A 25,367-nucleotide genomic window follows, 5' to 3' on the forward strand; every position below is an offset into this window, starting at 1 on the left:
CATCATGACGGCGACCTCTCCTCCTCCCGATCGCAACGCCGCGCCGCCTGTCGTGCATGTGGTCGACGTCACGCTGACGTATGGCCGCAAGACCGTCGCGCTCGACAACGTCTCGATCGACATTCCGGCGAACTGCATGGTCGGCCTGATCGGGCCGGACGGTGTCGGCAAGTCGACGCTGCTCTCGCTGATCGCCGGCGCGCGTGCCGTGCAGACGGGTGCCGTCGAGGCGTTGGGCGGCGACATGGCGAGCAAGGCGCACCGCGACCTCGTATGTCCGCGCATCGCCTACATGCCGCAGGGACTGGGCAAGAACCTCTATCCGACGCTCTCCGTCGAAGAAAACCTGCAATTCTTCGCGCGCCTGTTCGGTCACGACGCCGTCGAGCGACGCCGTCGCATCGACGACCTCACACGCAGCACCGGACTTCACCCGTTCCTTGATCGTCCGGCGGGCAAGCTCTCGGGCGGCATGAAGCAAAAGCTCGGCCTGTGCTGTGCGCTGATCCACGACCCGGACCTGCTGATTCTCGACGAGCCCACCACCGGCGTGGACCCGCTCGCCCGCGCGCAATTCTGGGATCTGATCGCGCGCATCCGGCGCGAACGGCCGGGCATGAGCGTGATCGTCGCCACGGCGTACATGGACGAAGCGCAGCGCTTCGACTGGCTCGTCGCCATGGACGCGGGCAAGGTGCTCGCCACCGGCACGCCGGCCCAACTGCTTGAGCGCACCGGACGCGACAACCTCGAAGCGGCCTTCATCGATCTGCTGCCAGACGAGAAGAAGCGCGGCTACGAGCCGGTCGTGATCCCGCCGCTGCACATCGACGAACACACGGAGATCGCCATCGAAGCCAAGGGGCTGACGATGCGCTTCGGCAATTTCGTTGCCGTCGACCACGTGGACTTCCGCATTCGTCGCGGCGAAATCTTCGGCTTTCTCGGCTCGAACGGCTGCGGCAAGTCGACCACGATGAAGATGCTCACCGGCCTGCTTCAGGCCAGCGAAGGGCAAGCGTGGCTGTTCGGCCACGAGGTCGATCCGAAAGACATCGACACCCGGCGCCGCGTGGGCTACATGTCGCAGGCGTTCTCGCTCTACACCGAACTGACGGTGCACCAGAATCTCGTGCTGCATGCGCGTCTGTTCCACGTGCCGGAAGCGGAAGTCGAATCGCGCGTCGCGGAGATGGTGCAGCGCTTCGATCTCGCGGAGGTCGTTGACTCGCTGCCCGACAGCATTCCGCTCGGCATGCGCCAGCGCCTGTCGCTCGCGGTCGCGATGGTGCACAAGCCCGAACTGCTGATTCTCGACGAGCCGACCTCGGGCGTCGATCCGGTGGCGCGCGACAACTTCTGGCGTCTGCTGGTCGAGCTCTCACGTCGCGACCGTGTGACGATCTTCATCTCCACCCACTTCATGAACGAGGCCGACCGCTGCGACCGCATCTCGCTGATGCACGCCGGCCGCGTACTCGTTTCCGATCCGCCCGCGAAGATCACACGAGACAAGGGTGCCGACACCCTCGAACAGGCGTTCATCGAATACCTCGTGGAAGCGGGCGGCGGAACGCCCGAAGCGCCGGAGACGCCCAAATCGGAAGCCCCGCCGGTCGAAGCGGTACACGCGAAACACAAGGGGTTCTCGCTCAGCCGCATGATCAGCTATCTCTGGCGCGAGACGCTGGAGTTGCAGCGCGACCCGGTGCGCGCCACGCTCGCGCTCGTCGGCTCGCTCGTGCTCATGCTGGTGATGGGCTACGGCATCAGCATGGACGTGGAGGACCTGCGTTACGCCGTGCTCGATCGCGACCAGACGACCCTGAGCCAGAACTACGCGCTGAACATCGCCGGCTCGCGTTACTTCATCGAACAGCCGCCTATCACCGATTACGACGACATGGACCGTCGGCTGCGCGACGGCGAACTGGCGCTGGCGATCGAGATTCCACCGGGCTTCGCCCGTGACGTCTCGCGCGGCAAAGCCGTGCAGATCGGCGCCTGGATCGACGGCGCCATGCCGATGCGTGCAGAGACGGTGCAAGGCTACGTGCAGGGGATGCATCAGAACTGGCTGGCCGATCAGTCGTTGCGACGGCTCGGCGTGAGGCCCACGGCGTCGCTCGACATCGAGACACGCTATCGCTACAACCCCGATGTCAAGAGTCTGCCGGCGATGGTCCCGGCCGTGATCCCGCTGCTCCTGCTCATGCTGCCCGCCATGCTCACCGCGCTGTCCGTCGTGCGCGAGAAGGAGCTGGGGTCGATCCTGAACCTGTACGTCACGCCCGTCACCCGCACGGAATTCCTGATCGGCAAGCAGATTCCGTATGTCGCGCTCGCGATGCTCAACTTCCTGCTCATGGCGCTGATCGCCGTGACGCTGTTCGGCGTTCCCATCAAGGGGAGCTTCTTGACGCTGATCACCGCCGTCTTCATTTTCAACGTGGTCGCCACCGGCATTGGCCTGCTCGCGTCCACCTTTACCCGCAGCCAGATCGCGGCCCTGTTCTTCACGATGATCGGCACGATGATTCCGGCGATCCAGTTCTCCGGGATGATCACGCCGGTGCCGTCGATGGAGGGCTCGGGCCGGTTCATCGGCGAGATCTATCCGGCGACTTACATGCTGATCATCAGCCGGGGCGTCTTCAACAAGGCGCTCGGCTTCGGCGATCTCGGCAACGCCTTCTGGCCGATGCTCATCGCCGTGCCCGTGATTCTGGGCGCCACGATCCTGCTGCTCAAGAAACAGGACAAGTGATGGCCAGCCCGAGCACACCGCAAGTGGAATCGCCTACCCCGCCTGATTCGCCACCAACGCCACCAACGCCACCGTCAACGGCGAGCGTCGCGCCACCGCGCCGCAAGCATCCGTGGTTGCGACATCTCGCGAACATCTACCGGCTCGGCGTGAAGGAGTTGTGGAGTCTCGTGCGCGATCCGATGATGCTCGTGCTCATCATCTACACGTTCACGGCGTCGGTATATTCGGCCGCCACCGCGCAACCCGACACGCTGCATCTGGCGCCCATCGCGATCGTGGACGAAGACGTCTCGCCGCTCTCGCAGCGCATCGTCTCGGCGTTCTATCCGCCGCAGTTCACCACGCCGCAAATGATCACGGCAGATGCCGTCGACCGGGGCATGGACGCGGGCGCCTACACGTTCGCGCTCAACATTCCGCCGAATTTCCAGCGCGACGTTCTGGCCGGACGCGCCGCCGAAGTGCAGCTCAACGTCGACGCCACGCGCATGAGTCAGGCCTTCTCCGGCAGCGGTTACGTGCAGCAGATCGTGTCGTCGGAGGTGCGCGAATTCCTTCAGCGATACCGGGCGACGCCCGAGCTACCCGTCGATCTCGCGCTGCGCGTGCGCTTCAATCCGACGCTGGAGCGCGCGTGGTTCGGCTCGCTCATGCAGATCATCAACAACATCACCATGTTGTCGATCATTCTCACCGGTGCGGCGCTCATTCGCGAGCGCGAGCACGGCACCATCGAGCACTTGCTCGTCATGCCGGTGACACCGACCGAGATCATGCTGGCGAAAGTCTGGTCGATGGGACTGGTGGTGCTGATCGCTGCGGCGATGTCGTTATGGCTGATCGTGAGCGGCGCGCTGCACGTGCCGATAGGCGGCTCGGTGGCCCTGTTCCTGCTCGGCGCGACGTTGCATCTGTTTGCGACCACGTCGATGGGGATTTTTCTCGCCACGCTGGCGCGCTCGATGCCGCAGTTCGGCATGTTGCTGATTCTGGTGCTGCTGCCGCTGCAAATGCTCTCCGGCGGGAACACGCCGCGCGAGAGCATGCCGAAGCTGGTGCAGGACGTGATGCTCGCCGCGCCCACGACGCACTTCGTCGAGTTGGGTCAGGCAATTCTGTTCCGTGGCGCCGGGATCGGCGTCGTGTGGGTGCAGTTCCTGGCGCTCGCCGTCATCGGCGCCGTGTTCTTCACCGTCTCGCTGCGGCGCTTTCGCCGCACGCTCAGTTCGATGGCGTAACGTCTCATTGCGTCTGCCGCGCGCAGTGGATTGGCCGGGTTCCGGCGCATCCGGCGATTCCCCGCCCGGCGCTTGCAGCACTCGCGATCTTTGCGGCGTTCGCCCGCCCTGTCATGCCGGATTTGTGAGGTCATTGCCATGCCCGCCAAGTCGTCAGCTCCGTCCGTCGCACTCGAACGCAACGCTTCGCGTCGCGCCACCGCCAGCACCGCCGCTACAGCCTCAAGCATCGGCAACACCCCGTGGCTCGCCGCCAATCCGTGGCTAAACCACCTGCCGTGGATGGCCGCTGCCGCCGAGTACGCCGTCGATGCCTGGCAGCGCAGCGTCCTGTTCGCGGATGTCATGCGCCAGCGCGGCAATCAGTATCAGGAACATCTGGCCGAGTCGGCCCCCAACGTGCTCGACTTCGCTGCGGAAGTGATTCTCGACGGGCACGAACTGCCGCGCCCCTGCAACTACAGCCTGATGCGCATCGTGCCGCCCAAGGACACGCCCACGCTGCCCAACGCACGTCCGTTCGTGGTTGTCGATCCGCGCGCCGGGCATGGCCCGGGCATCGGCGGCTTCAAGCCCGACAGCGAGATCGGCGCCGCCCTGCGCGCCGGACATCCCTGCTATTTCGTCGGCTTCCTGCCCGACCCCGTGCCGGGGCAAACGGTGGAAGACGTCATGCGAGCGGAAGCGGCCTTCCTGGAGAAGGTGATTTCGCTGCACCCGGAGAGCGCGGGCAAACCGGCGGTGATCGGCAACTGTCAGGCGGGGTGGCAGATCTTGATGACCGCCGCGATGCGACCGGAACTGTTCGGCCCGATCATCGTGGCGGGCGCGCCGCTGTCTTACTGGGCCGGCTGGCGCGGACGCAACCCCATGCGCTACTCGGGCGGCCTGCTCGGCGGCAGTTGGCTCACGGCGCTCACGAGCGATCTGGGCGACGGCCGCTTCGACGGCGCGTGGCTCGTCGAGAACTTCGAAAACCTCGATCCGGCGAACACGCTGTGGCGCAAGAAGTATCACCTGTATGCCAACGTCGACAGCGAAGCGCCGCGCTATCTCGGCTTCGAAAAGTATTGGGGCGGCCATGTCTTCCTGAACGCGCAGGAGATGCAGTACATCGTCGACAATCTTTTCGTGGGCAACCGGCTCACGAGCGCGGAGCTGATCACGAGCGACGGCATCCGACTCGACCTGCGCAACATTCGCTCGCCCATCGTCGTGTTCTGCTCCTACGGCGACAACATCACGCCACCGCCGCAAGCCCTCGGCTTTGTCACCGACATGTATCGCGACGATGCGGAAGTCCTCAGTCACGACCAGACCATCGTGTACGCAACGCACGACAGCATCGGACACCTCGGCATCTTCGTCTCGGGTAGCACGGGTCGTAAGGAGCACCGCAAGTTCGTCAACAACATCGATCTGATCGACGTGCTGCCCGCCGGGATCTATCAGGCGCAGATCGCAGACAAGACCGACGACACGCTGCACGGTGAACTGGCGGACGGCGATTACGTGATGTCGATCCAGCGGCGCAGCGTCGACGATGTCCACGCCATCGTGCAGCCGGATACGGAGAGCGATAAGCGGTTTGCCGCGGTAGCGCATCTGTCCGACATCCACCTCGGGCTTTACCGCAGCCTCGTCCAGCCGTGGGTGCGCGCCATGGTCACGCCGACCTCGGCTTACTGGATGCGGGTGCTGCATCCGCTGCGCGTGAGCTATGAGCTGTGGTCGGATCGCAATCCGTTCGCCGTGCCGTTTGCGGACAATGCCGAGCGTGTGCGGGACGCGCGCCATCCCGTATCTCCCGATAATCCGTTCCTCGCACTGGAGACGGCGGTATCTAGCGCCATCGAACAATCGCTGAACTTCTATCGCGACGTGCGCGACGACGGTTACGAGAAGGCGTTCGAGCTGATCTACGGCCAGCCGTGGGTGCAGGCGCTCGCTGGCCTGCATGGCAGCGACGGCACGGCGGTGCGTGTGCATCCGGGGACATCGCCGGAGCACGTGGCGTTCGTGAAGGAGGCACTGGCGCGGCGGCGTCACGAACTGCATCAGGGCGGTGTGCTCGAAGCCGGTATACGCGCGCTGCTCTGGGTGCACCGTCTGCATGGCGAAGCCGACGAGCGTCAGTTCAACCTCGCGCGGTCGTTGCCGCGCGGCGACGCGCGGATATCCATCGAGCGTTTCCGCGAGATCATCCGCCGTCAGGCCGGGTTGCTGCGCATGGCGCCCGATGCCGCGATGGAAGCGATTCCGGGGATGCTCGCGCAGGCGTCACCCGAGCACATCCGTCTGGTGGCGAAGGCCGTGCGGGATCTGAGTTTCGCCGTGCCGTTGCAGGACGGCGAGCAAAGCGATCTGGAACGCGTGCTGGACGTGTTCGAGCACGCGGCGCAGAAGCGGGAAGCGGAAACGGGGGTAACCACGAAGACGCGCACGAAGCCGCACACGAAGCCCCGCGCGACGCGGGGTGCGGCAAGCCGCGAGGCTTCGGCGACCGCGACGCCTGCCGCGAGGAAAACCGTGAGTGCCACGAAAACGGCTGGGCCGAAGCGGGCGAAGGCGAAGTCCACGACCTGAACGCCTGAATGCGACGTGATGGTGGCCGTCCCGTCGCCGCCGTCACGTCACATCATCCGCCCGTTGGCACATACAACCGTGCCAGCAAGCCGCCTCCCTCACGTGGCGTGAACTCCAGCGTCGCATCGAATCGTCTCGCGATGGCTTGTACGATGGAGATACCCAACCCCGCGCCCTCGCCCCGCTGACGCCCCTGATCCCCGCGCCAGAATCGCTGCCCGAGCCTGAGCGTCTGCTCGGGGGCGAGCCCCGGCCCCCGGTCGCCCACTTCGATGCAGTAGCGACGGTGGACCTCGTCGGCGTGCACCGTCAACGTGATTTCGCTGCCTTCGGGCGAGTACCGAATGGCGTTGTCCACGATGTTTCTGAGCGCCGTGCCGAGCATCGAGCGTGGCAACGCCGAGCCGCTGTCCACACCCGCCATCCGGAAGACGAAGCGGTCCGTCGCCCCCCACTCGCTGAGCACGTCGTCGATCACGCTGCCGACCGACTCGCACTTGTCGTGCGCGTGCACCGGCGCTTCGGTCTGCGCGAGCGTCATCAACTGATCCAGCGTATGCCGCAGTCGTCGCACACCGGCACTTGCCTGTTGCAACGCCAGCTTCGAAGCATGCCCTTGCGTCATCTGCGCCACCTGCAAGTGCGTGTCGACGGCCGTGAGCGGGGTGCGCAGTTCGTGCGCGGCGCCATCGGTGAATGCACGCTGTCCCGCCAGCGTCGTCGCCAGACGATCCAGCCACGCGTTCAATGCCGTGACGACCGGCTTCAGCTCGGTCGGCGCCCGCCCGATATCCACGGGCGTCGTATCGTCGGTGCGCTTATGCTTGAGCGCAACGCGCAACGCGTTCAACGGCTGGAGCCCGCGTCCGATGCCGATCCACAGCGCGAGCAGACCGCCCACGACCGCGATCAGGAACGGCACGCCCGCAGCACGCAGCATGTCGCGCGTGAGCACGGCGCGCCGGTCGACGAGATCCGCCGTCATGACCTGATAGCCGCCCGCGTCCTGCAACACGTAGATGCGCCACTGGCGGCCATCGATCTCGCGTGTGCTGAAACCGGTCGGTAGCGAAAGCGACGACGATTGCGGGCCGCCTTCGGTATGCGCCAGCACCGCGCCCTGCAACGAACGGATTTCGCAGGCAATACCATCGCCCGCTCCCGCACGGATCACGTCGCCCCAGTCCCGGCCTTCCGTGTGCGGCGAGAACGCGGCGCGTGCCATCAATCCCGAGACCATCGTCGCCGACATCGCGAGACGTTCGTCGAGCGCATCGTCGAGGCTCGCGCGCACGCCGCGCATCATCCAGCCCGCTGCCGCCATCCACAGCACGATCAATGCCACCCCGGCGATCAGTACCGCCCTTAGCCGAAGACTCATGACAAGCTCCATCCCAGCCGGTAGCCGAGGCCGCGCGCGGTCTGGATCGCGTCGCCGCCGAGCTTGCGGCGCACATTGTGAATGTGAACGTTCAGCACGTTGCTGTTGACGCGCTCCGACATGCCGTACAAGCGCACGTGCAGCATGTCGGGCGACAGCCAGCGCCCCCGGCTGCTGGCGAGATAGGCGAGCAGGTCGACTTCGCGGCGGGAGAGTTCGACGGGCGCGCCGTCGAGCCACGCGAGGCCGCTCGCCGGATCAAGACGCAAGGGTCCAGCTTCGATGACATGCGCCGCGCGACCCTGCGTACGCCGCACCAATGCATGCAGACGCGCCGCCAGTTCACGCAGATCGAATGGCTTGACCATGTAGTCGTCGGCCCCGGCATTGAGACCGGCGATGCGATGCTCGATACCATCTCGCGCAGTGAGGATGAGCACGGGGACATCCGGCTCCACGGCGCGCACGCTGGCGATGATGTCGAGACCGTCGCCATCGGGCAGGCCGAGGTCGAGCACGAGCGCGTCGAACGTGTTTTCCGCATGCGCTGCGATGGCCGCTTCGCCACAGACACTCGCCTCGACGTGAATTCCCAAAGTCGAGAGGCCGGCAACGATGCCGCTCGCGATCAGAGAATCGTCCTCTACCAACAGTACTCGCATGGATTCACGCCTCTCGTCGGCCGCTTTGCGACCTTTTGTCAGCACCGCGACATGTTACGTATTTCGTGTATTCGGGGGATATGGCGTTTCGCACCGGGCCGCCCGTTAACTCTCAGTTAATCGTCCTCCGCCACGCTCTGTCTCGCTTCGACTGTTTAGGGAGGACAGATTGTTTCGTCGAATCGTTTTCATCTTTGTGATTTTGCTCGGCGCGCTCGGTGCGCTTCGCGTCACGCCGGCCACTGCCGCTTTTCCGTGGCAGTCCGGCACGCAGGCGTTAGAAGCGTCGCAGGTGCTGCGTCTCGATGCACCAAGGTACGAAGATGGTGGCATCTCCATTGGCAGCCGCATTGCTAAGGATCACTACGTTTATCGTCATTCGCTGCGCGTGGAGGATGCCCATGGCAAGCCCGTCGCATTCACGCTCTCCGACGGCAAGCCTCACACCGACGAGTTCTTCGGCAAATCGGAGATCTACTATGACGACGATCTGCGGCTGAAGTTGCCGGTGCAGACGTCGGACTATGTCGTGCTTCATTGGCAAGGCTGCGCGCAGGCGGGGATCTGCTATCCGCCGCAGATCTTCCGGATACTGTTGCCCAAAGCCGTCCCGTCGACAGGTTCAGGTGACGCCTCGCAGGCGCTCGTCACGACGAAGGCAGCGATCGAGTCGGCCGCATCGTTCCCGTCGTCCGGTGCGCTCTCGGCACACGACACCCCCGAAGCCGATGCCGATGCGACGGCGGCCGCCGTGGCGGCGTCCACGGCCACGACCGCAGCGGCGGCGGCCGCGCTGGACGACGACACCCACGCCGAGTCGCTGGCGGCCGATCAGGAAACGGCGCGTCAGCTCGCGACGCTCGACCCCATTGCGGCCAAGCTGCTGTTCTTCGGTCTCGGGCTGATGCTGGCCTTCACGCCGTGCGTGCTGCCGATGATCCCTATCGTCTCGACCATGATCGTGGGCAATCGCCCCTCGCCGGTGCGCGCGTTGGGGCTGTCGTCGGTATACGTCGTGGCGATGGCCCTCACGTACGCCAGCGTTGGCGTGGCCGCCGCGCTCGCGGGGGCCAATCTGCAAGCGACGCTGCAATCGCCCTGGCTGCTCACGGCCTTCGCGGCGCTGTTTCTGGTGCTGGCGGCGTCGTTGTTCGGTCTGTTCGAGATTCGCCTGCCGTCGTTCATCGTGAACCGGCTCGACGCCGCCGGACGCCACCGCCCGGGCGGCAGTCTCGTGAGCGCCGCCGCGCTGGGCTTTCTCTCGGCGTTGCTCGTCGGTCCCTGCATGACGGCGCCCCTCGCGGGCGCACTGCTTTACATCGGCCAGACCGGCAACGCGTGGATGGGAGGCGGTGCACTCTTCGCGATGGGGCTCGGCATGGGCATGCCGTTGCTGGCCATCGCGCTGTTCGGCGCGCGCATTCTGCCGCGCCCCGGACCGTGGATGGTGCGCGTGCGTATCGCGTTCGCTTACGTCATGGTCGGCATGGCCGTCATGATGCTGAACCGCTTTCTGCCGGGGTACATCGGTCTGGCGCTGTGGGGTGCGCTCGGCCTTGGGCTGGCCGTCGGTCTCGCGGGCTGGGCTTGGGCGATCCGTGGCAAGACGGCTTGCTGGGCATTGGTCTTCCTTGGCATGCTGAGCGGCCTCTGGTCCGTGATGGTGCTCGTGGGCGCCGCGGCCGGTAGCGAGTCGCTTGTGCGACCGCTGGCGCAGGCGCGCACGGCCGGATACGCTGCCGACGGCGCCAATGCCAGCGGCCTCGCTGGTCAGCACGCCGGGGCGGTCGAGTACGTCGGGGTCAAGTCCGTGCAGGACGTCGATGCCCGCATCGCGCAGGCAGCCGCACAGGGGCAATGGACCCTCATCGACTTCTATGCCGACTGGTGCGTGAGTTGCCACGTCATCGAACGAAACGTCTTCGCTAACCCGACGGTGTCGGCGCGTCTGGCGCAGATGCAGGTGCTCCGCCCGGACGTGACGAAGAACGACGCCATCGATCAGGCGTTGATGAAGCGCTGGGGCGTGTTGGGCCCGCCCACGCTGATCCTCATCGACGCGACGGGCCAGGAAGTGCGCGAGCACCGCATGGTCGGCGAGATGAGCGTGAACACGTTCCTGAGCCGTCTCGATGCGGCACAGCGCGCGAACCCGGCGCGGGCGTCATGATCGGCATCGGTCCCTTCCCGATGAAGACCGCAGCCGTGATAACCGCGGCGGTGCTCGCGCGGATCGTCGCGCGATATGCGCTGCGCGCCAGCGACGTCACTTCGCGGCGCGCGGGCGCCGGCGTGCTGCTCGACGCGCTGGCCGTCGGTCTGTTCACCGCGCGGGCGGTATATGTGGTGCGCTGGTGGCCGGATTACGCGGTATCGCCAGCGTCGATGATCGCGCTCGGCGATGGCGGCTTCGATGTCTGGGCCGGCGTCGGCGCCGCGTTCGCGTGGGCACTCTGGCGCACACGCCGACACCGGACACAGCGACGGCCGATGGTCGCCGGCATGGCGGCCGGACTGGCGATATGGGGTGTCATGCACGTCGGCCTGACGTTCATGCTGCGCGAAGCGCCGCCGTTACCGGCCCTGACACTCATGGACGTCGCGGGTCGACCGGTTTCGCTGGATACGCATCGCGGCAAACCCATCGTGATGAATCTCTGGGCGAGCTGGTGTCCGCCCTGCCGTCGCGAAATGCCGGTACTGGCGCAGGCCCAGGCGGACTATCCGGACGTGCGCTTCCTGATGATCAATCAGGGCGAGACGGCGAACACGGTCGAGGCGTTCGTGACGTCGCAGGGCCTCACGTTCGATCATCTGCTGCTCGATCCCGAGTCGCAGGCCATGCGAGCGGTCGAGACGCGCGCGCTTCCCACCACGCTGTACTTCGATGCCCACGGCCGTCTGGTCGACGCCCATCTGGGCGAACTCACTGCCGCGCGTCTGCGCGACGCGCTGGACGACCTGCGCCGGCAAACCTCCCGATCCACCCCACCTGCCGCTGTTTCAACATCTCAGGCGTCTCCGGCGTCGTCCCCATCCAAGGAGTAACCCATGTCGGTTCGCAAGACTCTCGCTTTCATTGCCGGCCCCTCGCTTGCCGGACTCATCGCGCTCGGCTTCCCGACGACCGGCATGTCGGCCGATACAGCCGCTGCCGCCCCCGCTGCGACAGTCGCCACGCCCGGCGCAATGCCGAAGCCCGCCATATTGCAGGCGCTGGAGCGCGAGGGCGTGACAGCGCTGCAACCGTTCGATACGGGAGTCAAGGACCTGAGCGGCTTCGCGGGCCTTGCCGGTCAGCAGCCCATGGCCGTCTATTTGCTCCCGGACGGCAACGGCATCGTCGGCACCCGCATCGGCGCAGACGCCAGGCCGCTGGACGTCGAACGGGTCACGAAGCTCATCGAAAAGCCGCTGGGCGACGCGGTCTGGTCGAAGCTCTCGTCGTCTCACTGGGTGCAGGACGGCAAGAAGGACGCGCCGCGCATCGTCTACACGTTCAGCGACCCGAACTGCCCCTACTGCAACCGCTTCTGGGAGTCGGCACGTCCGTGGGTCGACGCAGGCAAAGTGCAGTTGAGGCACGTGCTCGTGGGCGTGATCAAGGCGGATAGCGTGACGAAGGCGGCGGCCATTTTCGGTGCACCGAATCCGTCGGCGGCACTCACGCAGAACGAGCAGAAATTCAGGCAAGGCGGGATCAAACCGGCTCGCGATGTCACGAAAGCCATCGCCCAGAAGCTGGAGGCCAATCAGAGGCTCATGGCCGAACTCGGTTTCCGTGGCACGCCCGGTATCGTCTATCGCAACGACAAGGGGATCGTGGAACGCGCCAACGGCATGCCGCCGCCCGACGCGCTCACCACCGTTCTCGGCGCGCGCTGAGAACGCACCGAGACGGTCCTGCGGCGGCCCATCGGAGGTCGCCCAGAAGCCTCGCGTCGGTCGGGCGACGTAGCAGAATCGTCGAACGATCGACGCCGTCAGGCGCAAATTCTTGCAGAAAACGCGCGGATGACGCATGAAACGCGTTGAATGGCCGCTTTTTGCGACACCCGCCCACGACCCGGCGCAGATGCTGCTACAATCGCCTCACTATGAAGTCGCATCAGTCGTCCTCCCTCCTCTGGTCGCCCCTGACCGCTGCCCTGCGCTGGTGGCGGTAACCCGCCACGTCTATCTCATCCCCATAGCGCCCTCCCCCGCGGACCGCGAAGTCAATGTGGGGGCACGCTCAGGGGACACTCGCAAATTCCACGCGTTCGACAATCTTTGTCACCAGACGAACAGGGACCATCATGCTGCTGATGATCGACAACTACGACTCGTTTACCTACAACATCGTCCAGTACTTCGGTGAGCTGGGCGAAGACGTACGGGTCTTCCGCAACGACGAAATCACGCTCGACGACATCGCCGGGCTTGCCCCTGAACGCATTTGTCTCTCCCCCGGCCCGAGCTGCCCGGTCAATGCGGGCATCACCCTCGACGTGCTCAAGCGCTTCGCCGGCGAGATCCCGATTCTTGGCGTGTGCCTCGGCCATCAGGCCATCGGCGAAGCCTTCGGCGGGAATGTCGTTCGGGCGCAGCAGATCATGCACGGCAAGGTGAGCGAGATCGAAACCACGCAACAGGGCGTATTCGCGAACCTGCCCAAGCGCTTCACCGTCACCCGGTACCACTCGCTCGCCATCGAGCGCGCGTCGCTGCCCGACTGCCTCGAAGTCACCGCCTGGACGGACGACGGCGAGATCATGGGCGTGCGCCACAAGACGCTCGACGTCGAAGGCGTGCAATTCCACCCCGAGTCGATTCTGTCGGAGCATGGCCACGCCGTGCTGCGCAACTTCCTGCAAGCTGCGCCGCGCAACGCCATCGCTGCCTGATGTCGCCCGCCGCCGTGTGTAGCGTCGTGTCTGCGGTCATGACGGAATCCATCCCTACCGACAGAGGAGAAGACAACCAATGATTACCCCGCAAGAAGCGCTTCAGCGCACCATCGAACACCGCGAAATCTTCCACGACGAGATGCTGCATCTGATGCGTCTCATCATGAAGGGCGAGATCTCGCCGGTCATGTCGGCCGCCATCATCACCGGCCTGCGCGTGAAGAAGGAAACCATCGGCGAGATCGCCGCTGCCGCGCAGGTCATGCGCGAGTTCGCCAATCATGTCGATGCGCCGTCGGACGAGCATTTCGTCGACATCGTGGGCACCGGCGGCGATGTGTCGCACACGTTCAACATCTCCACGGCATCGATGTTCGTTGCCGCCGGCGCAGGCGCGAAGGTCGCCAAGCACGGCAATCGCGGCGTCAGCTCGAAGTCCGGCAGTGCAGACGTGCTTGAAGCGCTCGGCGTGAACATCATGCTCAACCCCGAGCAGGTTGCGCAGTGTCTGGGCGAGGTCGGCATCGGCTTCATGTTCGCCCCGAATCATCATCCGGCCATGAAGAACGTCGCCGCCATCCGCAAAGAGATGGGCGTGCGCACGATCTTCAACATTCTCGGGCCGCTCACCAACCCGGCGGGCGCACCGAATCAGCTCATGGGGGTGTTCCACCCGGATCTGGTCGGGATTCAGGTGCGCGTGATGGAGCGTCTCGGCGCGGAACACGTGCTCGTCGTCTACGGCAAAGATGGCATGGACGAAGTCTCGCTCGGCGCCGCCACGCTTGTCGGCGAACTGAAGGACGGCAAGGTCACGGAGTATGAGATTCACCCCGAGGACTTCGGCTTGCAGATGGTCAGCAACCGCAGCCTGAAGGTCGGCAGCGCGGAAGAATCGAAGACGATGCTCATCGAGGCGCTCGACAATACGCCGGGCGTCGCGCGCGAGATCGTCACGCTCAATGCCGGTACCGCGCTGTATGCGGCCAACCGTGCAGCGACGATCGGCGACGGCATCAAGATGGCGCGCGAGTCTATCGCGAGCGGTGCGGCGCGCGACAAGCTCCACGAATTCGTCACATTCACGCAACGCTTCAAGGCGTAAGTTTTCGCATGAAGCGCGGCGATGTCGCGCCTCATGCGCAAGAATCACGATGACGACGGACCACTCGCCCGCGAGCTCCGTCACTTTCAGTGGCACCGGAATATCCCTATGTCTACCGTTCTCGACAAGATCCTGGCCGTGAAGGCCGAAGAAGTCGCCGCCGCCAGGCGCGTGCGCGACCTCGCAAGTCTGCGCCGCGACGCCGAAGCGACCGTTGGCGACAGCGCACTTCGCACGCGCGACTTCGTGGGCGCCCTGCGCACGAAGATCGATGGCGGCCTGTCCGGCGTGATCGCCGAAATCAAGAAGGCCAGCCCGTCCAAGGGCGTGATTCGCGAGAACTTCGTGCCGCCGCAGATCGCCGAGTCGTATCAGCAAGGTGGCGCGGCCTGCCTGTCGGTGTTGACCGACGTCCAGTTCTTTCAGGGCTCGGCAGAGTATCTGAAAGCGGCGCGCGCGGCCTGCGATCTGCCGGTGCTGCGCAAGGACTTCATGATCGACGCGTATCAGGTCTATGAAGCCCGCGACATGGGCGCCGATTGCATTTTGCTGATCGCCGCCGCGCTGGAGCTTTCGCAGATGCGCGATCTCGAAGCGCTCGCGCACGAGCTCGGCATGGCGGTGCTCGTCGAAGTCCATAACGGTCAGGAACTGGATGCCGGTCTGGAACTGCGCACACCGCTGCTGGGCATCAACAATCGCAACCTGCACAACTTCGAAGTCACGCTCGACACCACCCTCGGCCTGCTCAAGCACATTCCGCAGGATCGTCTGGTCGTGACGGAGTCGGGTATCCTGTCGCGTGACGACGTGGCGCGCATGCGCGCAGCCAACGTCAACGCCTTTCTCGTCGGCGAAGCCTTCATGCGCGCGCCCGAGCCGGGCGATGCGCTCGCCACGCTGTTCGACATGCCCCGCTGATCGCCGATTCGTCTCGCAACGCGTCGCGCAGGCGCGTTCTGACGAGCGATGGCGCGGTGTCCTTCACTGGACACCGCCCGGCCTCCGGCGGGACGCGTCGCTTCTGCACGGGTGGCGACACCGGCTCGCCCGGCGTCCCCTTAAAGGAGCGGCCCCATGGCCATCGAACGCGAACTCAAGCTTGCCCTTCCCGGCGACCTCCCCGCCTCGCGCGTCAACGCGCTGATTGCCCATCTCGATCGTCTGCCCGGCGCCGAAGCCCGTGGCGAGCGTCATCTCGTCAATCGTTATTTCGACACGCCGGACCTCGCGCTCGCACGCGCCAAGGCCGCATTGCGTCTGCGTTTCGTCGCGCGCGACGGGCATCCCGGACAATGGCTGCAAACGCTCAAGTCGGTCGGTGAGGCGCGCAACGGATTGCACGTGCGTCACGAGTGGGAGCAGGCCGTGCACGGCGAAGCGCTCGAACTCGGGCCGTTGATCGCCGCGTGCGATATGCCGGCAACGGCCGCGTTATTGCGTGACGAAGGCACCAGGGTCGTGGCGCAGTTCGAGACGAATTTCGTGCGACGCCTGTGGCGCTACATCGCGGGCGACGGCACGGCCGTGGAGATCGCGTTCGACCGTGGCGAAGTCGCGGTGGAGGCGGCAGGTGTGCGTCATACGGAACCGCTGATGGAAGTGGAACTGGAACTGCTCGACGCTCCCGACGACGACCGCAGCGCTCAGGGAGAACGCATCCTCAACGCGCTCGCGCAGGATCTGCGCACGGTACTGCCGGAACTGCACGCCGACGACGTGAGCAAGGCGCAGCGCGGCTATCGTCTGCGACAGAAAGTGCTGGGCGGCTGAGCGGTACGCCGGTCCTGCCCGACCTTTCTCTGACGCTTCTCTGACGCGCTTCCGACTTTTCCGACGTCGCATTCCTGCACATCCAACCGACTCGACGCATGGCATCACGCTCACGCAAGGCATCACCCTCCGCATCCGCGCACCCCGCGACGACCGCTACGTCTCACGACGATCCGCAACGGTCGCTGTTCGACGCTGCCGACGATCTGGCCCCCACTGCTCCCACTGCACCCGCGATGGCCGGGGACGGCCCGCGCGTGACCGGCATGACGGTCGGCGATTCCGACGTCGCAGGGCCACTGAAGGGGCACGTCGAGGATCAGTTCAAGGCGCTGCCCGACGCGTGGAAAGCGCTGGTGACGCCGTTCGTGCAGAGCGATGCGTATGCACCGCTGTGCCGGTATGTCGACGCCGAAGTCGACGCCGGCAAGACGGTCTATCCGGCGGACATCTTTCACGCGCTGCGCATGACGTCGCCGAAGGACGTCAAGGTCGTCATCCTCGGACAGGACCCGTACCACGGCGACGATCACGGCATTGCGCAGGCGCACGGCATGGCCTTCTCCGTGCAGCGTGGCGTGCGTGTGCCGCCCTCGCTGCGCAACATCTACAAAGAGATCGAGCGCGATCTGGGCATTGCCCCGCCCGCGCACGGCAATCTCGACGCCTGGGCGAAGCAGGGGGTGCTGCTGCTGAACACGACGCTGACGGTGGAAGCAGGCAACGCCGCGAGCCACGCGAAGCCATTCAGGAAAGGCGGATGGCAGGCGTGTACGGACACGCTGCTCTCAGGGCTGGCCGCACAACAGGGGCCGCTGGTGTTCCTGCTGTGGGGCAGTCATGCGCAAGCTAAAGCACCGTTGCTCTCGGGCCACGGCCATCTGCTACTCGAAGCGCCGCACCCGTCGCCGCTGTCCGCCCATCGCGGCTTCCTCGGCTGTGGCCATTTCAGCGCCGCCAACGCGTTCCTGACGACGCACGGCAAACCCCCGATCGACTGGCGGCTGCCGGCGTAGTCAGGGATTCAAGCGCCTATTCGACCGCAAGGCGCTGTAGCCTGCCGCCCCCGGGAAATGTATGTTTTGGCATACATTTCTACCGTTATCGGGTGTTTTTGTGTGTCTTAGCAGACATTTTTCACCTCAGACGCAGCCGCAACGAGCGTTTCGCCAATCAAAATATATGGGCGCGTACACGGTGTTAAGCGTTTACATGCAAATCGGCAGACATTAAACTTCCAGACCGTAATGAGAATCCCTATCACTCTCATTATTAATAACTAAACCATGCGTTGCCCGGCTGGGGGAAGTGGCCGATGGTGACGCCATTGCCGGAAACACGTATGTCTACCGCTATTCAGACGCGCCAGCGTCTGCTCGCCACCGCCTGCGCGCTTGTCGTCGCCGGCAGCGTTACCACCCTCTCCGCTCACGCACAATCGTCTCAGGCAACGCCCGGCGCATCGCCAAGCGCCTCTGACGCCGCGGGCACGCCCGCCACCAACGGCAATGCCGCACGCGCGGTCGCCCTGCCGACCACGCAGGTGAACGACAGCGCCGTGCCGTCACCGATGCAGACGAAAACGCTGCCGTCGTACAAGTTCGTCGCGCCCCTGCGCGACACGCCGCGCTCGATCACCGTCATTCCCGAAGAGCTGATCAAGCAGACGAACGCCACGACCTTCGCCGACGCACTCAAGACCGTGCCCGGCATCACCTTCCTCGGGGGTGACGCCGCCGCCAACCCGTCTGCCGATCGTCCGGTCATTCGCGGCTTCGAATCGCGCAATTCGATCTTCGTCGACGGCATGCGTGACTCCGGCGTGCAGAATCGCGAGACGTTCGACATCGAAAACATCAGCGTCATCAAGGGCCCGGACTCGGTCTATGCCGGACGTGGCGCCGTGGGCGGCAGTATCGACATCACCACCAAGACGCCGCGTCTCGAAGACTTCACGAACGCGGGCCTCGGCTTCGGTACCAACAGCTACAAACGCCTGACGTTGGACGTGAACCGTCAGGTCAACGATCAGACCGCCGTGCGCCTGAACGTGATGGGCCACGATGCCGATCAGGCCGGCCGCAACAACGTCTACAGCAAACGCTGGGGGATCGCGCCCTCGGTGGCATTCGGCCTGAACAGCCCGACCACCGTCACGGTCAGCTACTATCACCTGAATTCGTACGACATGCCGGACTTCAGCGCGCCGTTCCGCTCGGCGGGCGGTACGCCGGACGGCGGCTTCCAGCGCAATCAGTTCTACGGCCTGAACAATCGCGATTACCGTCGCGGCCAGACCGATACCGGCGAAATCAAGGTCGAGCACCGCATCAACGACACGTGGAAGATCAAGAACACCACGATGGTCGGACGCTCCACGCTCGATTACGTAGCCACCAATCCGCAATTCCAGTCGGCCAGCTCGAACATCATCTCGCTGCAAGCGAAGAGCGGGAAGTACGCGACCAACAGCATCGCGAACCAGACCGAACTGACGGGCAAGGCGACGTTGTTCGGCTTCGAGCACACGCTGACCGGCGGCGTCGAGTTCAGCAACGAGCAAAGCCGCTACGAGGGCTATCTCGTGCGGGACCGCGCGGGCAACAACATCCGGTCGGGCGGCCCGTGCTCGGTGGCATACAACTGCACGACCATCGGCAACTGGAACCCGGACAACCCCTGGACCGGCAGCCTCGTGCTCAACGGCGACAAGAGCTTCCCCGGCGCCGCGACCAACACCCGCACGAACGTTGCATCGGCCTACCTGTTCGACAGCGTGAAGCTCTCCGAGCGCTGGCTCCTCAACGCCGGCGCGCGTTTCGACCGCTTCGACGTGCACGCCGTGCAGGCCGGTGCGCCGGATCTAAACAACCTCTCGAACCTCTTCAGCTTCCAGTTGGGCGTGGTCTACAAGGTCCTGCCGTCGCTGAGTCTGTATGCGTCGTACGGCACGTCGGCGAACCCGCCGGGGGCGAATAGCGGTCTGGGCGGCGGTACGGATCAGATCACCACGACGAACAACAACCTCGCGCCCGAACGCAGCCGCAACATCGAAGTCGGGGCGAAGTGGGACGTGATCGAGCAGCGCCTGTCACTCACCGCCGCACTGTTCCAGACCGACAAAACCAACGCTCGCGTGTCGGACGGCCTGGGCGGCACGATCAACGCCGGCAGCCAGCGCGTGCGCGGTGCCGAACTCGGCTGGGCCGGCAGCCTGACCAACCACTGGCGCGTGTTCGGCGGTTATTCGTACCTGAACGCGATCACGACCGACGCCGGTCCTGCGGCCGCACCGGGGTCGAGCGGCCTGCCGATGGTCATGGTGCCCAAGCACAACCTGACGCTGTGGACCGACTACGAAGTGATGCCGAAGCTCACGCTCGGCGCAGGCATGACGCTCTCGAGCCTCACCTACGCGTCGGTCTCGTCGACGGTGCGCAAGTGGACGCCGGGCTACGCACGCTTCGACGCCATGGCGACCTATCGCGTGTCGCGCACCGTCGATGTGCAACTGAACGTGCAGAACATCTTCGATAAGAAGTACTACGCGAGCGCTTACCCGATCTACGCCTCGTGGGCCCCGGGTCGTACCGCCATGCTGACGCTGAACTTCCATCAGTGACATTGCATTGAGACATCAGTGAGGAGGCCTGTGCCAGCCCCGGTTGGCGCAGGCGCCCTTCGCGCTGTAGCGAAGCCTGATTTCAAACATCCGCTTCATTTCCCCCGCTTCATTGTCTGGCCGCTGTGCGCGTGCCATGATGGCGCCGCGCCACAGATTGGACACCGATCAAGTGTTCACACCGCGCATCACAATTATCAGAAGACGTTCGTCATAACGCAGTTTGCCTGTTCGTACGGGGGTTCGAGATGGCAAATCGGGGAGTCGCTGTCACCGCGTGTGCTGCCGCCACGCGGTCTTTTGTTGTCGTCCTGGCCATCGCCGCGCTTGCGGGATGTTCTGCCATCCAGTTCCGCAGTAAAGACACGCTGCAAAGCGCCGCCGACGGATTCGACGCGGCGGTCAAGGCGTCCGCAGGCGCTTTCGACACCGAACTGAAATCCCGCCCGCGCGTGCGGCGCATCGAAGCTGTCGAGTACTACGTGCAGACGCATCGGATCAAGCCCGGCGAAATTCGCATCTTCGACATCGACGCCGACGACCCGCTCGGCTCCTTCTCCCGCTTCGTCTGCGCCGGCACCGACGACTTCGTCCGCGAGCGCGCCGCCATAGCGTTCGACACCGCATACTCCGGCGGCCTCAAGCAGGTGCTCGCCGAGGGCGATGACTCCATTGGCGGCCAATGGTCGAGATTCCAGGCGCTTCGCAAACCCCTCAAGGTGCCCGGCCTGCCCGACGGCACGATTCCCAAGAATGCGGTGAAGGCGTGCGCTGACGATTTGAAACAGCGCCTGATCGCGTGGGATAAGGGTCGTCCGTCGACGGAAGTGTCGTCCGAGGCGATTGCCGCGGCGATCCCGGCGGCAGTCGCGGCATACAAAGCGCTCGCTGCGCTGTTCCAGACGGGACTGACCGCCTACAACGACATGGCGGCAAAGGAGCGCTTCGGCAAGTATGTGCAGGAGTTCCATCCCAAGTTCGAAGAGGTGATGAACAACGACTTCAGGGAGTCGACCATCGCCAGCGCGTGGAATCGGCGTCAGATCGCCTCGCTGCAACGCCCGCTTGCGACCTTCCGCAAACTGCTGCTCACGCCCGCGGGCATCAAGGCAGCAGACGACGACATCCGCATCCGCGAACTTGGCATGCTCGCGAACGAGCAACTCGCGGAATACGACGCCCTGCATGCCAGCCCGTCACCCGTGGAATTGCGCGCCAAACTCGTCGACGCCGAAGCGCAGTTGGTCACACTCGTGAACGACAAGCATGTGTCGATTTCGGATCTCGTTGAATTCTTCAAGGAACTCAAGGAAGACTTCGACAAGGCCAAGACGCAATACGCCGCAGCCGACGCGGCGGTGCGCGCCGTTCCGGGGGCCTGGAAACAATGAAACGAACCGCCTTTTTGATCGTGGCGAGCACGCTGCTGGCGAGCTATGCCGTATCGGTCACGGCGCAGTCGCAGGCGATCAACACCGCCACGCCGGTCGTCACGCAGGCGTTGCAGGAAGCCGAGTCGCTTAACGTCAGAGCGCAGTTGAAACAGCAGGATCTGGCGCTGCAAAAAGAACAGGCCGCGTGGATGAGGAATGCCCAGTCGACGGCCGTCTCGGCGAAGGTGCAGGACATCGGACAGGCGCGGGACAACATTGCCGCCGCCACGCGCGCATTGAACGGCGACACGCCCATATCGCTTCAGGCGCTGAAGACAACGGCAGAAACCATTCGTGCCGTGACACGTCCCGTCTACGGTCTGTGCTCGGGCAGGCCGTGGGCAGACGACAAGATGACGGCCTGGAACAGCTGGCGCGACTACATCACCGACGTGGCGTCTCCACTCGTCACGGTCGCACGCAGTGTCGGCGTGATCTTCCAGTATTACCAGCCGACGTCTGACGCCAAACCGCAATACATGAGCGTCGGCGCGACCGCGTTCGTCGTGGGCAAGTCGCACATTCTGACGAATCGGCACGTACTGCAAAAGTACGCGTACATCGACAATCAGGGGAAGTGGCGGCTGTATGACAAGCAGTTGCTTCGCGTCTCGTTTCCGCTGGAGTATTCGAGTTGCACTGTGCGCACGCCGCCGCACGATGTGCGCATCGTGGCCATCGAAGCGGTGGGTGAAGACGGGGAAAACAACGATTACGCGATCCTGCGCACCGAAGACAATGCGCTCCCGCCCGCAGCCCCGATGGCGCCGAACTTCAATCTGACCGAAGGCTCCCGCGTGGCCGTAATCGGCTATCCGGCACGTCCCGTGAGTTGTGCCGGGGCTGAAGCGGGCGAGGATTGTACTTACCTGTCAGATAAGCAGATCGACACGATGTTCAAGCTCCCGGACAGCCAGGTGCCCTTTCCGGCAGAGCGCATCGCGCCGGGCATGCTGCTCGTCAATCCCAGCCTCGATCCGCAGCAATTCTCGTATGACTCGTCGACTTGGGGGGGCAATTCAGGCTCACCCATCGTGCGCCTGTCGGACGGCATGATCGTCGGGCTGCATTACGGCGGTGTGGGCGGCGATACGGAGAAAGCGACGTACAACAACGCCATCAAGATCGACCGCATCCGCAAGGCACTTGCCGACGCCGGTGTCACGCAGTGACTTACCCTTCCCCGTCGCACAGCGGGGCCAATGCCCCCATCGAGCCTTGCTGATAGCGACGTGTCAGCGCGACGAGATCCGCCTCGTCGCGCGCGGCGAAGTTGCCGCGATACACCACCGGTTCGCCTAGCGGCTCACCGCCGGCGAGCACCAGCCGCGCACCGCTGCGTCCGGCCAGTTGCCAGACGCCCGGGGGCAGCGACAACGCTTCGGTACCGCCGCCTTCCGCGCGCATCGCGTGGCCGGCGACTGCCGCTTCACCTTGCGCAATCAGTGCCACCCAGCGACGACCGTCGCAGGGAATCTCGAGCGTGCGCAACGCATCGGCCTGCCAGTCGAGTTGCAGCAACGTAATGCGTCCGTCAGCGTCGCGGTCCTCGCGCGCTACCCGACGCTCACCCCATTGCCCGCAAATCAGCGTCAGCTCGACATCGCCCTCGCGCCAGTGCGGCATCGCCTCGGCACGGATTAATGTCTGCACCGGCGCCCCATGCGGATGACATCCCGCACGGTTGACGACCATCCGCACACCGCGCACCGATGCCCGGGCACTTCCGGGCACCTCTTCATGCACCGTGCCGCAGTTGGTTTCGAGCCAGAGCAGATCGCCGGGGCGTACCGTGTCATCGCCACCGTGGGCGTGACGGCAACGCAGCGAGGTCGTGGAATCGGGAAAGAGATACGTCGCCACCACACACCCGGCATGCGGATGCGCAGGAATACACGCGCCGTGACGACGGAAGATGTCGAGCGAGAGGAACGGATCCGTGTGCTCGACCTGATCGAAAACGCCCGCTCCCGCGGCGGCCGCACATCGGCCGGGACGGGAGACGGGAAGCACGCGCGGGATGGCACTCGCGTTGGCAGACATCGCCGGACGCTTCGTCGGACGCGGATGCAGCGGCGTCGGATGGGCCATGGGGGGCCTGCGCGTGCGAGAGACGACTTGAACGATTACAGCGCAGCGATGGCTTCGCGAGCGCCGGCGAAAGCGGCCGCAGCCGATTCCGGACCACGCGACAGGCCTTCGGCGAAGATGAACGTCACGTCCGTCATGCCGAGGAAGCCAAGAATCGTCTTGAGGTACGGCGTCTGGCTGTCAGCCGGCGTGTCCTTGTAGTTGCCGCCACGGGCGAAGGCAACGATCACCTTCTTGCCCTGGATCAGGCCTTCCACGCTGCCGTCTTCGCGATAACGGAAGGTCACGCGGGCACGGGCGATCCAGTCGAAGTACGACTTCAGTTGCGTCGGCACCTGGAAGTTGTAGAGCGGCACGCCGAACACGATGTAGTCGGCCGCCTGAATTTCGGCGATCAGTTCGTCGCTACGGGCGATGATGGCCTTCTGCGCGTCCGAGCGTTGCTCTTCCGGCGTGAAGAATGCGCCGATCACGGCTTCGTCGAGGTGCGGCACGCCATCGGCCAGCAGATCGCGCACGACAACCTTTGCGCCGGGGTTCTTGGCGACCAATTGCGCCACCGATTCGTTGGCGAGCGTGGTCGAATTGGCGCCTTGCGAGCGGGCGGCGGAATTGATTTGCAGAATCGTGGTCATTTCACTGGCTCCAGAGCCGGGGGTGGGTCCCGAAAGTTCGAAAATGCGTCCGCGCCAGGCCCCCCGATTCGGGGTTGCCGTGAATTACGCGTCGGCTTGGGATGAATTCTAGTTACCCCTAAAAATGAAACAAGCCGGTAAAATCGAATTGTTTGTTCCCTTTTTGGAACAATGCCCGTCGACTGTGATTTTGATGAATGACCGCGTCACCGAGGAGCGCGCGCGATGATTGACGATCTGAATGACATGCTGATCTTCGCGGAAGTCGTGCGCTCGGGCAGCATTACACGGGCGGGCGAACGCCTCGACTTGCCCAAGGCGACGGTCAGCCGCCGTCTGTCGCGGCTGGAGTCGCGCCTCGGCACGAAGCTGTTGCACAAGACGACGCGGCGGCTCGAACTGACCGAAGTCGGCGAAGCGTATTACGAGCGCTGCCTGCCGATTCTCGAAGAGGTGGAAGAAACGCGCGACTTCGCGTCGCAAATGTCGAGCAAGCCGCGCGGACGCCTGCGCATCACCGCCCCCGCCGACTTTGCCGCGCAGTGGCTGGCCGTGCCGCTCGCCACTTTCTGCGCCGCGTTTCCCGAAATCACCGTGGACGTGGATCTGAGTTCACGCCACGTCGATCTCATTGCCGAGCGGGTGGACGTTGCCATTCGTGCCGGCCAGCTCTCCGACTCCACGCTCGTCGCGCGTCCGCTTCTGAAGCTCACGCGTAGCCTGTACGCGAGTCCGCTGTACCTGAGCGCAACGGGCTTGCCCGCCACGCCCGACGAACTGGCAGGGCACCGCTTCATCATCCTGCAAGGCGCGCGACGGCTGTTCAACTCCGACACGCTGCACAAGGGACGTCAGCGCATGGACATCACCATGCACGGCGCGATTCAGGTCAACAGCATGGGGATGGTCAAGGAGATGGCGCTGGCGGGCAGTGGCATCGCCGCGCTCACGGATATTCTGGCCGAAGATGCGCTGCGCTCCGGACGCCTGGTCAAGGTGCTGCCCGACTGGTCGCTGCCGGAGAGTCCGGTGCATCTGGTCACGCCGTCCCGGCGCTTTCTCCCCCGCAAGACGCAGGCGTTCATCGAGCACATGCTCGCCGTCGCCCGGACTTGCCCGGAAGAGAACCGTGACCCGTCGGTGCCGGGTCCGGCGGAGGGCTAAAACCTCGCGCCCGGCGTG

General features: G+C 64.8%; 19 protein-coding genes. 15 read left to right on the plus strand and 4 right to left on the minus strand.

Annotation, left to right across the window (positions count from 1 at the left end; all coding sequences use genetic code 11):
• The first annotated feature begins 4 nt into the window (after nucleotides 1–4).
• The 3 genes from rbbA to PCA20602_RS17685 all read left to right on the plus strand — a co-directional run bounded on the left by rbbA (nucleotide 5) and on the right by PCA20602_RS17685 (nucleotide 6,594).
• Nucleotides 5–2,767: a ribosome-associated ATPase/putative transporter RbbA gene (rbbA, locus tag PCA20602_RS17675; protein WP_150722355.1), complete on the plus strand. Its 2,763-nt coding sequence runs from the start codon at nucleotides 5–7 to the stop codon at nucleotides 2,765–2,767.
• 116 nt (nucleotides 2,768–2,883) lie between these two features.
• Nucleotides 2,884–4,008: an ABC transporter permease gene (locus tag PCA20602_RS17680; protein ID WP_242558847.1), complete on the plus strand. Its 1,125-nt coding sequence runs from the start codon at nucleotides 2,884–2,886 to the stop codon at nucleotides 4,006–4,008.
• A 282-nt stretch (nucleotides 4,009–4,290) separates the two neighbouring features.
• The gene (locus PCA20602_RS17685; protein WP_150722504.1) at nucleotides 4,291–6,594 is read left to right on the plus strand and encodes a DUF3141 domain-containing protein; all 2,304 of its coding nucleotides are present in this window, start codon (nucleotides 4,291–4,293) and stop codon (nucleotides 6,592–6,594) included.
• 52 nt (nucleotides 6,595–6,646) lie between these two features.
• On the opposite strand, the gene PCA20602_RS17690 is transcribed toward PCA20602_RS17685, so the two are convergent.
• Complete coding sequence (locus tag PCA20602_RS17690; RefSeq protein ID WP_150722357.1) at nucleotides 6,647–7,975, minus strand: ATP-binding protein; 1,329 nt, start codon at nucleotides 7,973–7,975, stop codon at nucleotides 6,647–6,649.
• Nucleotides 7,972–8,637 carry a response regulator transcription factor gene (locus tag PCA20602_RS17695; RefSeq protein WP_150722358.1) on the minus strand — a complete coding sequence of 222 codons (666 nt, stop codon included), beginning with the start codon at nucleotides 8,635–8,637 and terminating at the stop codon, nucleotides 7,972–7,974. The genes PCA20602_RS17690 and PCA20602_RS17695 overlap by 4 nt, the downstream gene beginning before the upstream one ends.
• Nucleotides 8,638–8,806: 169 nt before the next feature.
• Here PCA20602_RS17695 and dsbD point away from each other — a divergent pair, with 169 nt between their 5' ends.
• The 11 genes from dsbD to PCA20602_RS17755 all read left to right on the plus strand — a co-directional run bounded on the left by dsbD (nucleotide 8,807) and on the right by PCA20602_RS17755 (nucleotide 22,631).
• Nucleotides 8,807–10,807: a protein-disulfide reductase DsbD gene (dsbD, locus tag PCA20602_RS17700; RefSeq protein WP_246182217.1), complete on the plus strand. Its 2,001-nt coding sequence runs from the start codon at nucleotides 8,807–8,809 to the stop codon at nucleotides 10,805–10,807.
• A complete protein-coding gene (locus tag PCA20602_RS17705) occupies nucleotides 10,804–11,685 on the plus strand; it encodes a TlpA disulfide reductase family protein (protein WP_150722359.1) in 882 nt (293 codons plus the stop codon). Before dsbD ends, PCA20602_RS17705 begins: the two co-directional genes overlap by 4 nt.
• A gap of 3 nt (nucleotides 11,686–11,688) precedes the next feature.
• Entirely contained in the window at nucleotides 11,689–12,522 is an 834-nt protein-coding gene (gene dsbG / locus PCA20602_RS17710; RefSeq protein WP_246182218.1) for a thiol:disulfide interchange protein DsbG, read from the plus strand.
• Between the two features lie 413 nt (nucleotides 12,523–12,935).
• Nucleotides 12,936–13,523 (plus strand): anthranilate synthase component II, encoded by a 588-nt coding sequence (locus PCA20602_RS17715; RefSeq protein WP_150722360.1) that lies wholly within the window; start codon nucleotides 12,936–12,938, stop codon nucleotides 13,521–13,523.
• Between the two features lie 79 nt (nucleotides 13,524–13,602).
• Nucleotides 13,603–14,631 carry an anthranilate phosphoribosyltransferase gene (gene trpD, locus PCA20602_RS17720; RefSeq protein WP_150722361.1) on the plus strand — a complete coding sequence of 343 codons (1,029 nt, stop codon included), beginning with the start codon at nucleotides 13,603–13,605 and terminating at the stop codon, nucleotides 14,629–14,631.
• Nucleotides 14,632–14,739: 108 nt separating this feature from the next.
• The gene (gene trpC, locus PCA20602_RS17725) at nucleotides 14,740–15,552 is read left to right on the plus strand and encodes an indole-3-glycerol phosphate synthase TrpC (protein ID WP_150722362.1); all 813 of its coding nucleotides are present in this window, start codon (nucleotides 14,740–14,742) and stop codon (nucleotides 15,550–15,552) included.
• Between the two features lie 156 nt (nucleotides 15,553–15,708).
• The gene (locus PCA20602_RS17730) at nucleotides 15,709–16,404 is read left to right on the plus strand and encodes a CYTH domain-containing protein (protein WP_150722363.1); all 696 of its coding nucleotides are present in this window, start codon (nucleotides 15,709–15,711) and stop codon (nucleotides 16,402–16,404) included.
• Nucleotides 16,405–16,502: 98 nt separating this feature from the next.
• Nucleotides 16,503–17,420 (plus strand): uracil-DNA glycosylase, encoded by a 918-nt coding sequence (locus tag PCA20602_RS17735; RefSeq protein WP_425495685.1) that lies wholly within the window; start codon nucleotides 16,503–16,505, stop codon nucleotides 17,418–17,420.
• 326 nt (nucleotides 17,421–17,746) lie between these two features.
• Entirely contained in the window at nucleotides 17,747–20,026 is a 2,280-nt protein-coding gene (locus PCA20602_RS17740) for a TonB-dependent receptor (protein ID WP_150722364.1), read from the plus strand.
• 248 nt (nucleotides 20,027–20,274) lie between these two features.
• Entirely contained in the window at nucleotides 20,275–21,417 is a 1,143-nt protein-coding gene (locus PCA20602_RS25695) for a hypothetical protein (RefSeq protein ID WP_174981283.1), read from the plus strand.
• Entirely contained in the window at nucleotides 21,414–22,631 is a 1,218-nt protein-coding gene (locus PCA20602_RS17755; RefSeq protein ID WP_150722367.1) for a trypsin-like serine peptidase, read from the plus strand. Before PCA20602_RS25695 ends, PCA20602_RS17755 begins: the two co-directional genes overlap by 4 nt.
• A 1-nt stretch (nucleotide 22,632) precedes the next feature.
• Here the strand turns inward: PCA20602_RS17755 and PCA20602_RS17760 are convergent, their stop codons facing one another.
• Both PCA20602_RS17760 and PCA20602_RS17765 read right to left on the minus strand, forming a co-directional pair.
• The gene (locus PCA20602_RS17760) at nucleotides 22,633–23,550 is read right to left on the minus strand and encodes a pirin-like C-terminal cupin domain-containing protein (RefSeq protein WP_150722368.1); all 918 of its coding nucleotides are present in this window, start codon (nucleotides 23,548–23,550) and stop codon (nucleotides 22,633–22,635) included.
• Nucleotides 23,551–23,585: 35 nt separating this feature from the next.
• Complete coding sequence (locus PCA20602_RS17765) at nucleotides 23,586–24,185, minus strand: FMN-dependent NADH-azoreductase (RefSeq protein WP_150722369.1); 600 nt, start codon at nucleotides 24,183–24,185, stop codon at nucleotides 23,586–23,588.
• A gap of 225 nt (nucleotides 24,186–24,410) precedes the next feature.
• Between PCA20602_RS17765 and PCA20602_RS17770 the strand changes: the two genes are divergently transcribed.
• Nucleotides 24,411–25,349 (plus strand): LysR family transcriptional regulator, encoded by a 939-nt coding sequence (locus PCA20602_RS17770; protein ID WP_150722370.1) that lies wholly within the window; start codon nucleotides 24,411–24,413, stop codon nucleotides 25,347–25,349.
• Nucleotides 25,350–25,367 lie beyond the last annotated feature (18 nt).

This window comes from Pandoraea capi (assembly GCF_902459735.1).
Taxonomy (GTDB): Bacteria; Pseudomonadota; Gammaproteobacteria; order Burkholderiales; family Burkholderiaceae; genus Pandoraea; species Pandoraea capi.

Coding starts and splice junctions, on each gene's coding strand:
- PCA20602_RS17705 (WP_150722359.1), top strand. CDS start 10,804: ATGATCGGCATCGGTCCCTTCCCGATGAAGACCGCAGCCGTGATAACC.
- PCA20602_RS17770 (WP_150722370.1), top strand. CDS start 24,411: ATGATTGACGATCTGAATGACATGCTGATCTTCGCGGAAGTCGTGCGC.
- dsbG (WP_246182218.1), top strand. CDS start 11,689: ATGTCGGTTCGCAAGACTCTCGCTTTCATTGCCGGCCCCTCGCTTGCC.
- PCA20602_RS17760 (WP_150722368.1), bottom strand. CDS start 23,550: ATGGCCCATCCGACGCCGCTGCATCCGCGTCCGACGAAGCGTCCGGCG.
- PCA20602_RS17740 (WP_150722364.1), top strand. CDS start 17,747: ATGTCTACCGCTATTCAGACGCGCCAGCGTCTGCTCGCCACCGCCTGC.
- PCA20602_RS17690 (WP_150722357.1), bottom strand. CDS start 7,975: ATGAGTCTTCGGCTAAGGGCGGTACTGATCGCCGGGGTGGCATTGATC.
- trpC (WP_150722362.1), top strand. CDS start 14,740: ATGTCTACCGTTCTCGACAAGATCCTGGCCGTGAAGGCCGAAGAAGTC.
- PCA20602_RS25695 (WP_174981283.1), top strand. CDS start 20,275: ATGGCAAATCGGGGAGTCGCTGTCACCGCGTGTGCTGCCGCCACGCGG.
- trpD (WP_150722361.1), top strand. CDS start 13,603: ATGATTACCCCGCAAGAAGCGCTTCAGCGCACCATCGAACACCGCGAA.
- PCA20602_RS17735 (WP_425495685.1), top strand. CDS start 16,503: ATGGCATCACGCTCACGCAAGGCATCACCCTCCGCATCCGCGCACCCC.
- PCA20602_RS17730 (WP_150722363.1), top strand. CDS start 15,709: ATGGCCATCGAACGCGAACTCAAGCTTGCCCTTCCCGGCGACCTCCCC.
- PCA20602_RS17685 (WP_150722504.1), top strand. CDS start 4,291: ATGGCCGCTGCCGCCGAGTACGCCGTCGATGCCTGGCAGCGCAGCGTC.
- rbbA (WP_150722355.1), top strand. CDS start 5: ATGACGGCGACCTCTCCTCCTCCCGATCGCAACGCCGCGCCGCCTGTC.
- PCA20602_RS17755 (WP_150722367.1), top strand. CDS start 21,414: ATGAAACGAACCGCCTTTTTGATCGTGGCGAGCACGCTGCTGGCGAGC.
- PCA20602_RS17695 (WP_150722358.1), bottom strand. CDS start 8,637: ATGCGAGTACTGTTGGTAGAGGACGATTCTCTGATCGCGAGCGGCATC.
- PCA20602_RS17715 (WP_150722360.1), top strand. CDS start 12,936: ATGCTGCTGATGATCGACAACTACGACTCGTTTACCTACAACATCGTC.
- PCA20602_RS17765 (WP_150722369.1), bottom strand. CDS start 24,185: ATGACCACGATTCTGCAAATCAATTCCGCCGCCCGCTCGCAAGGCGCC.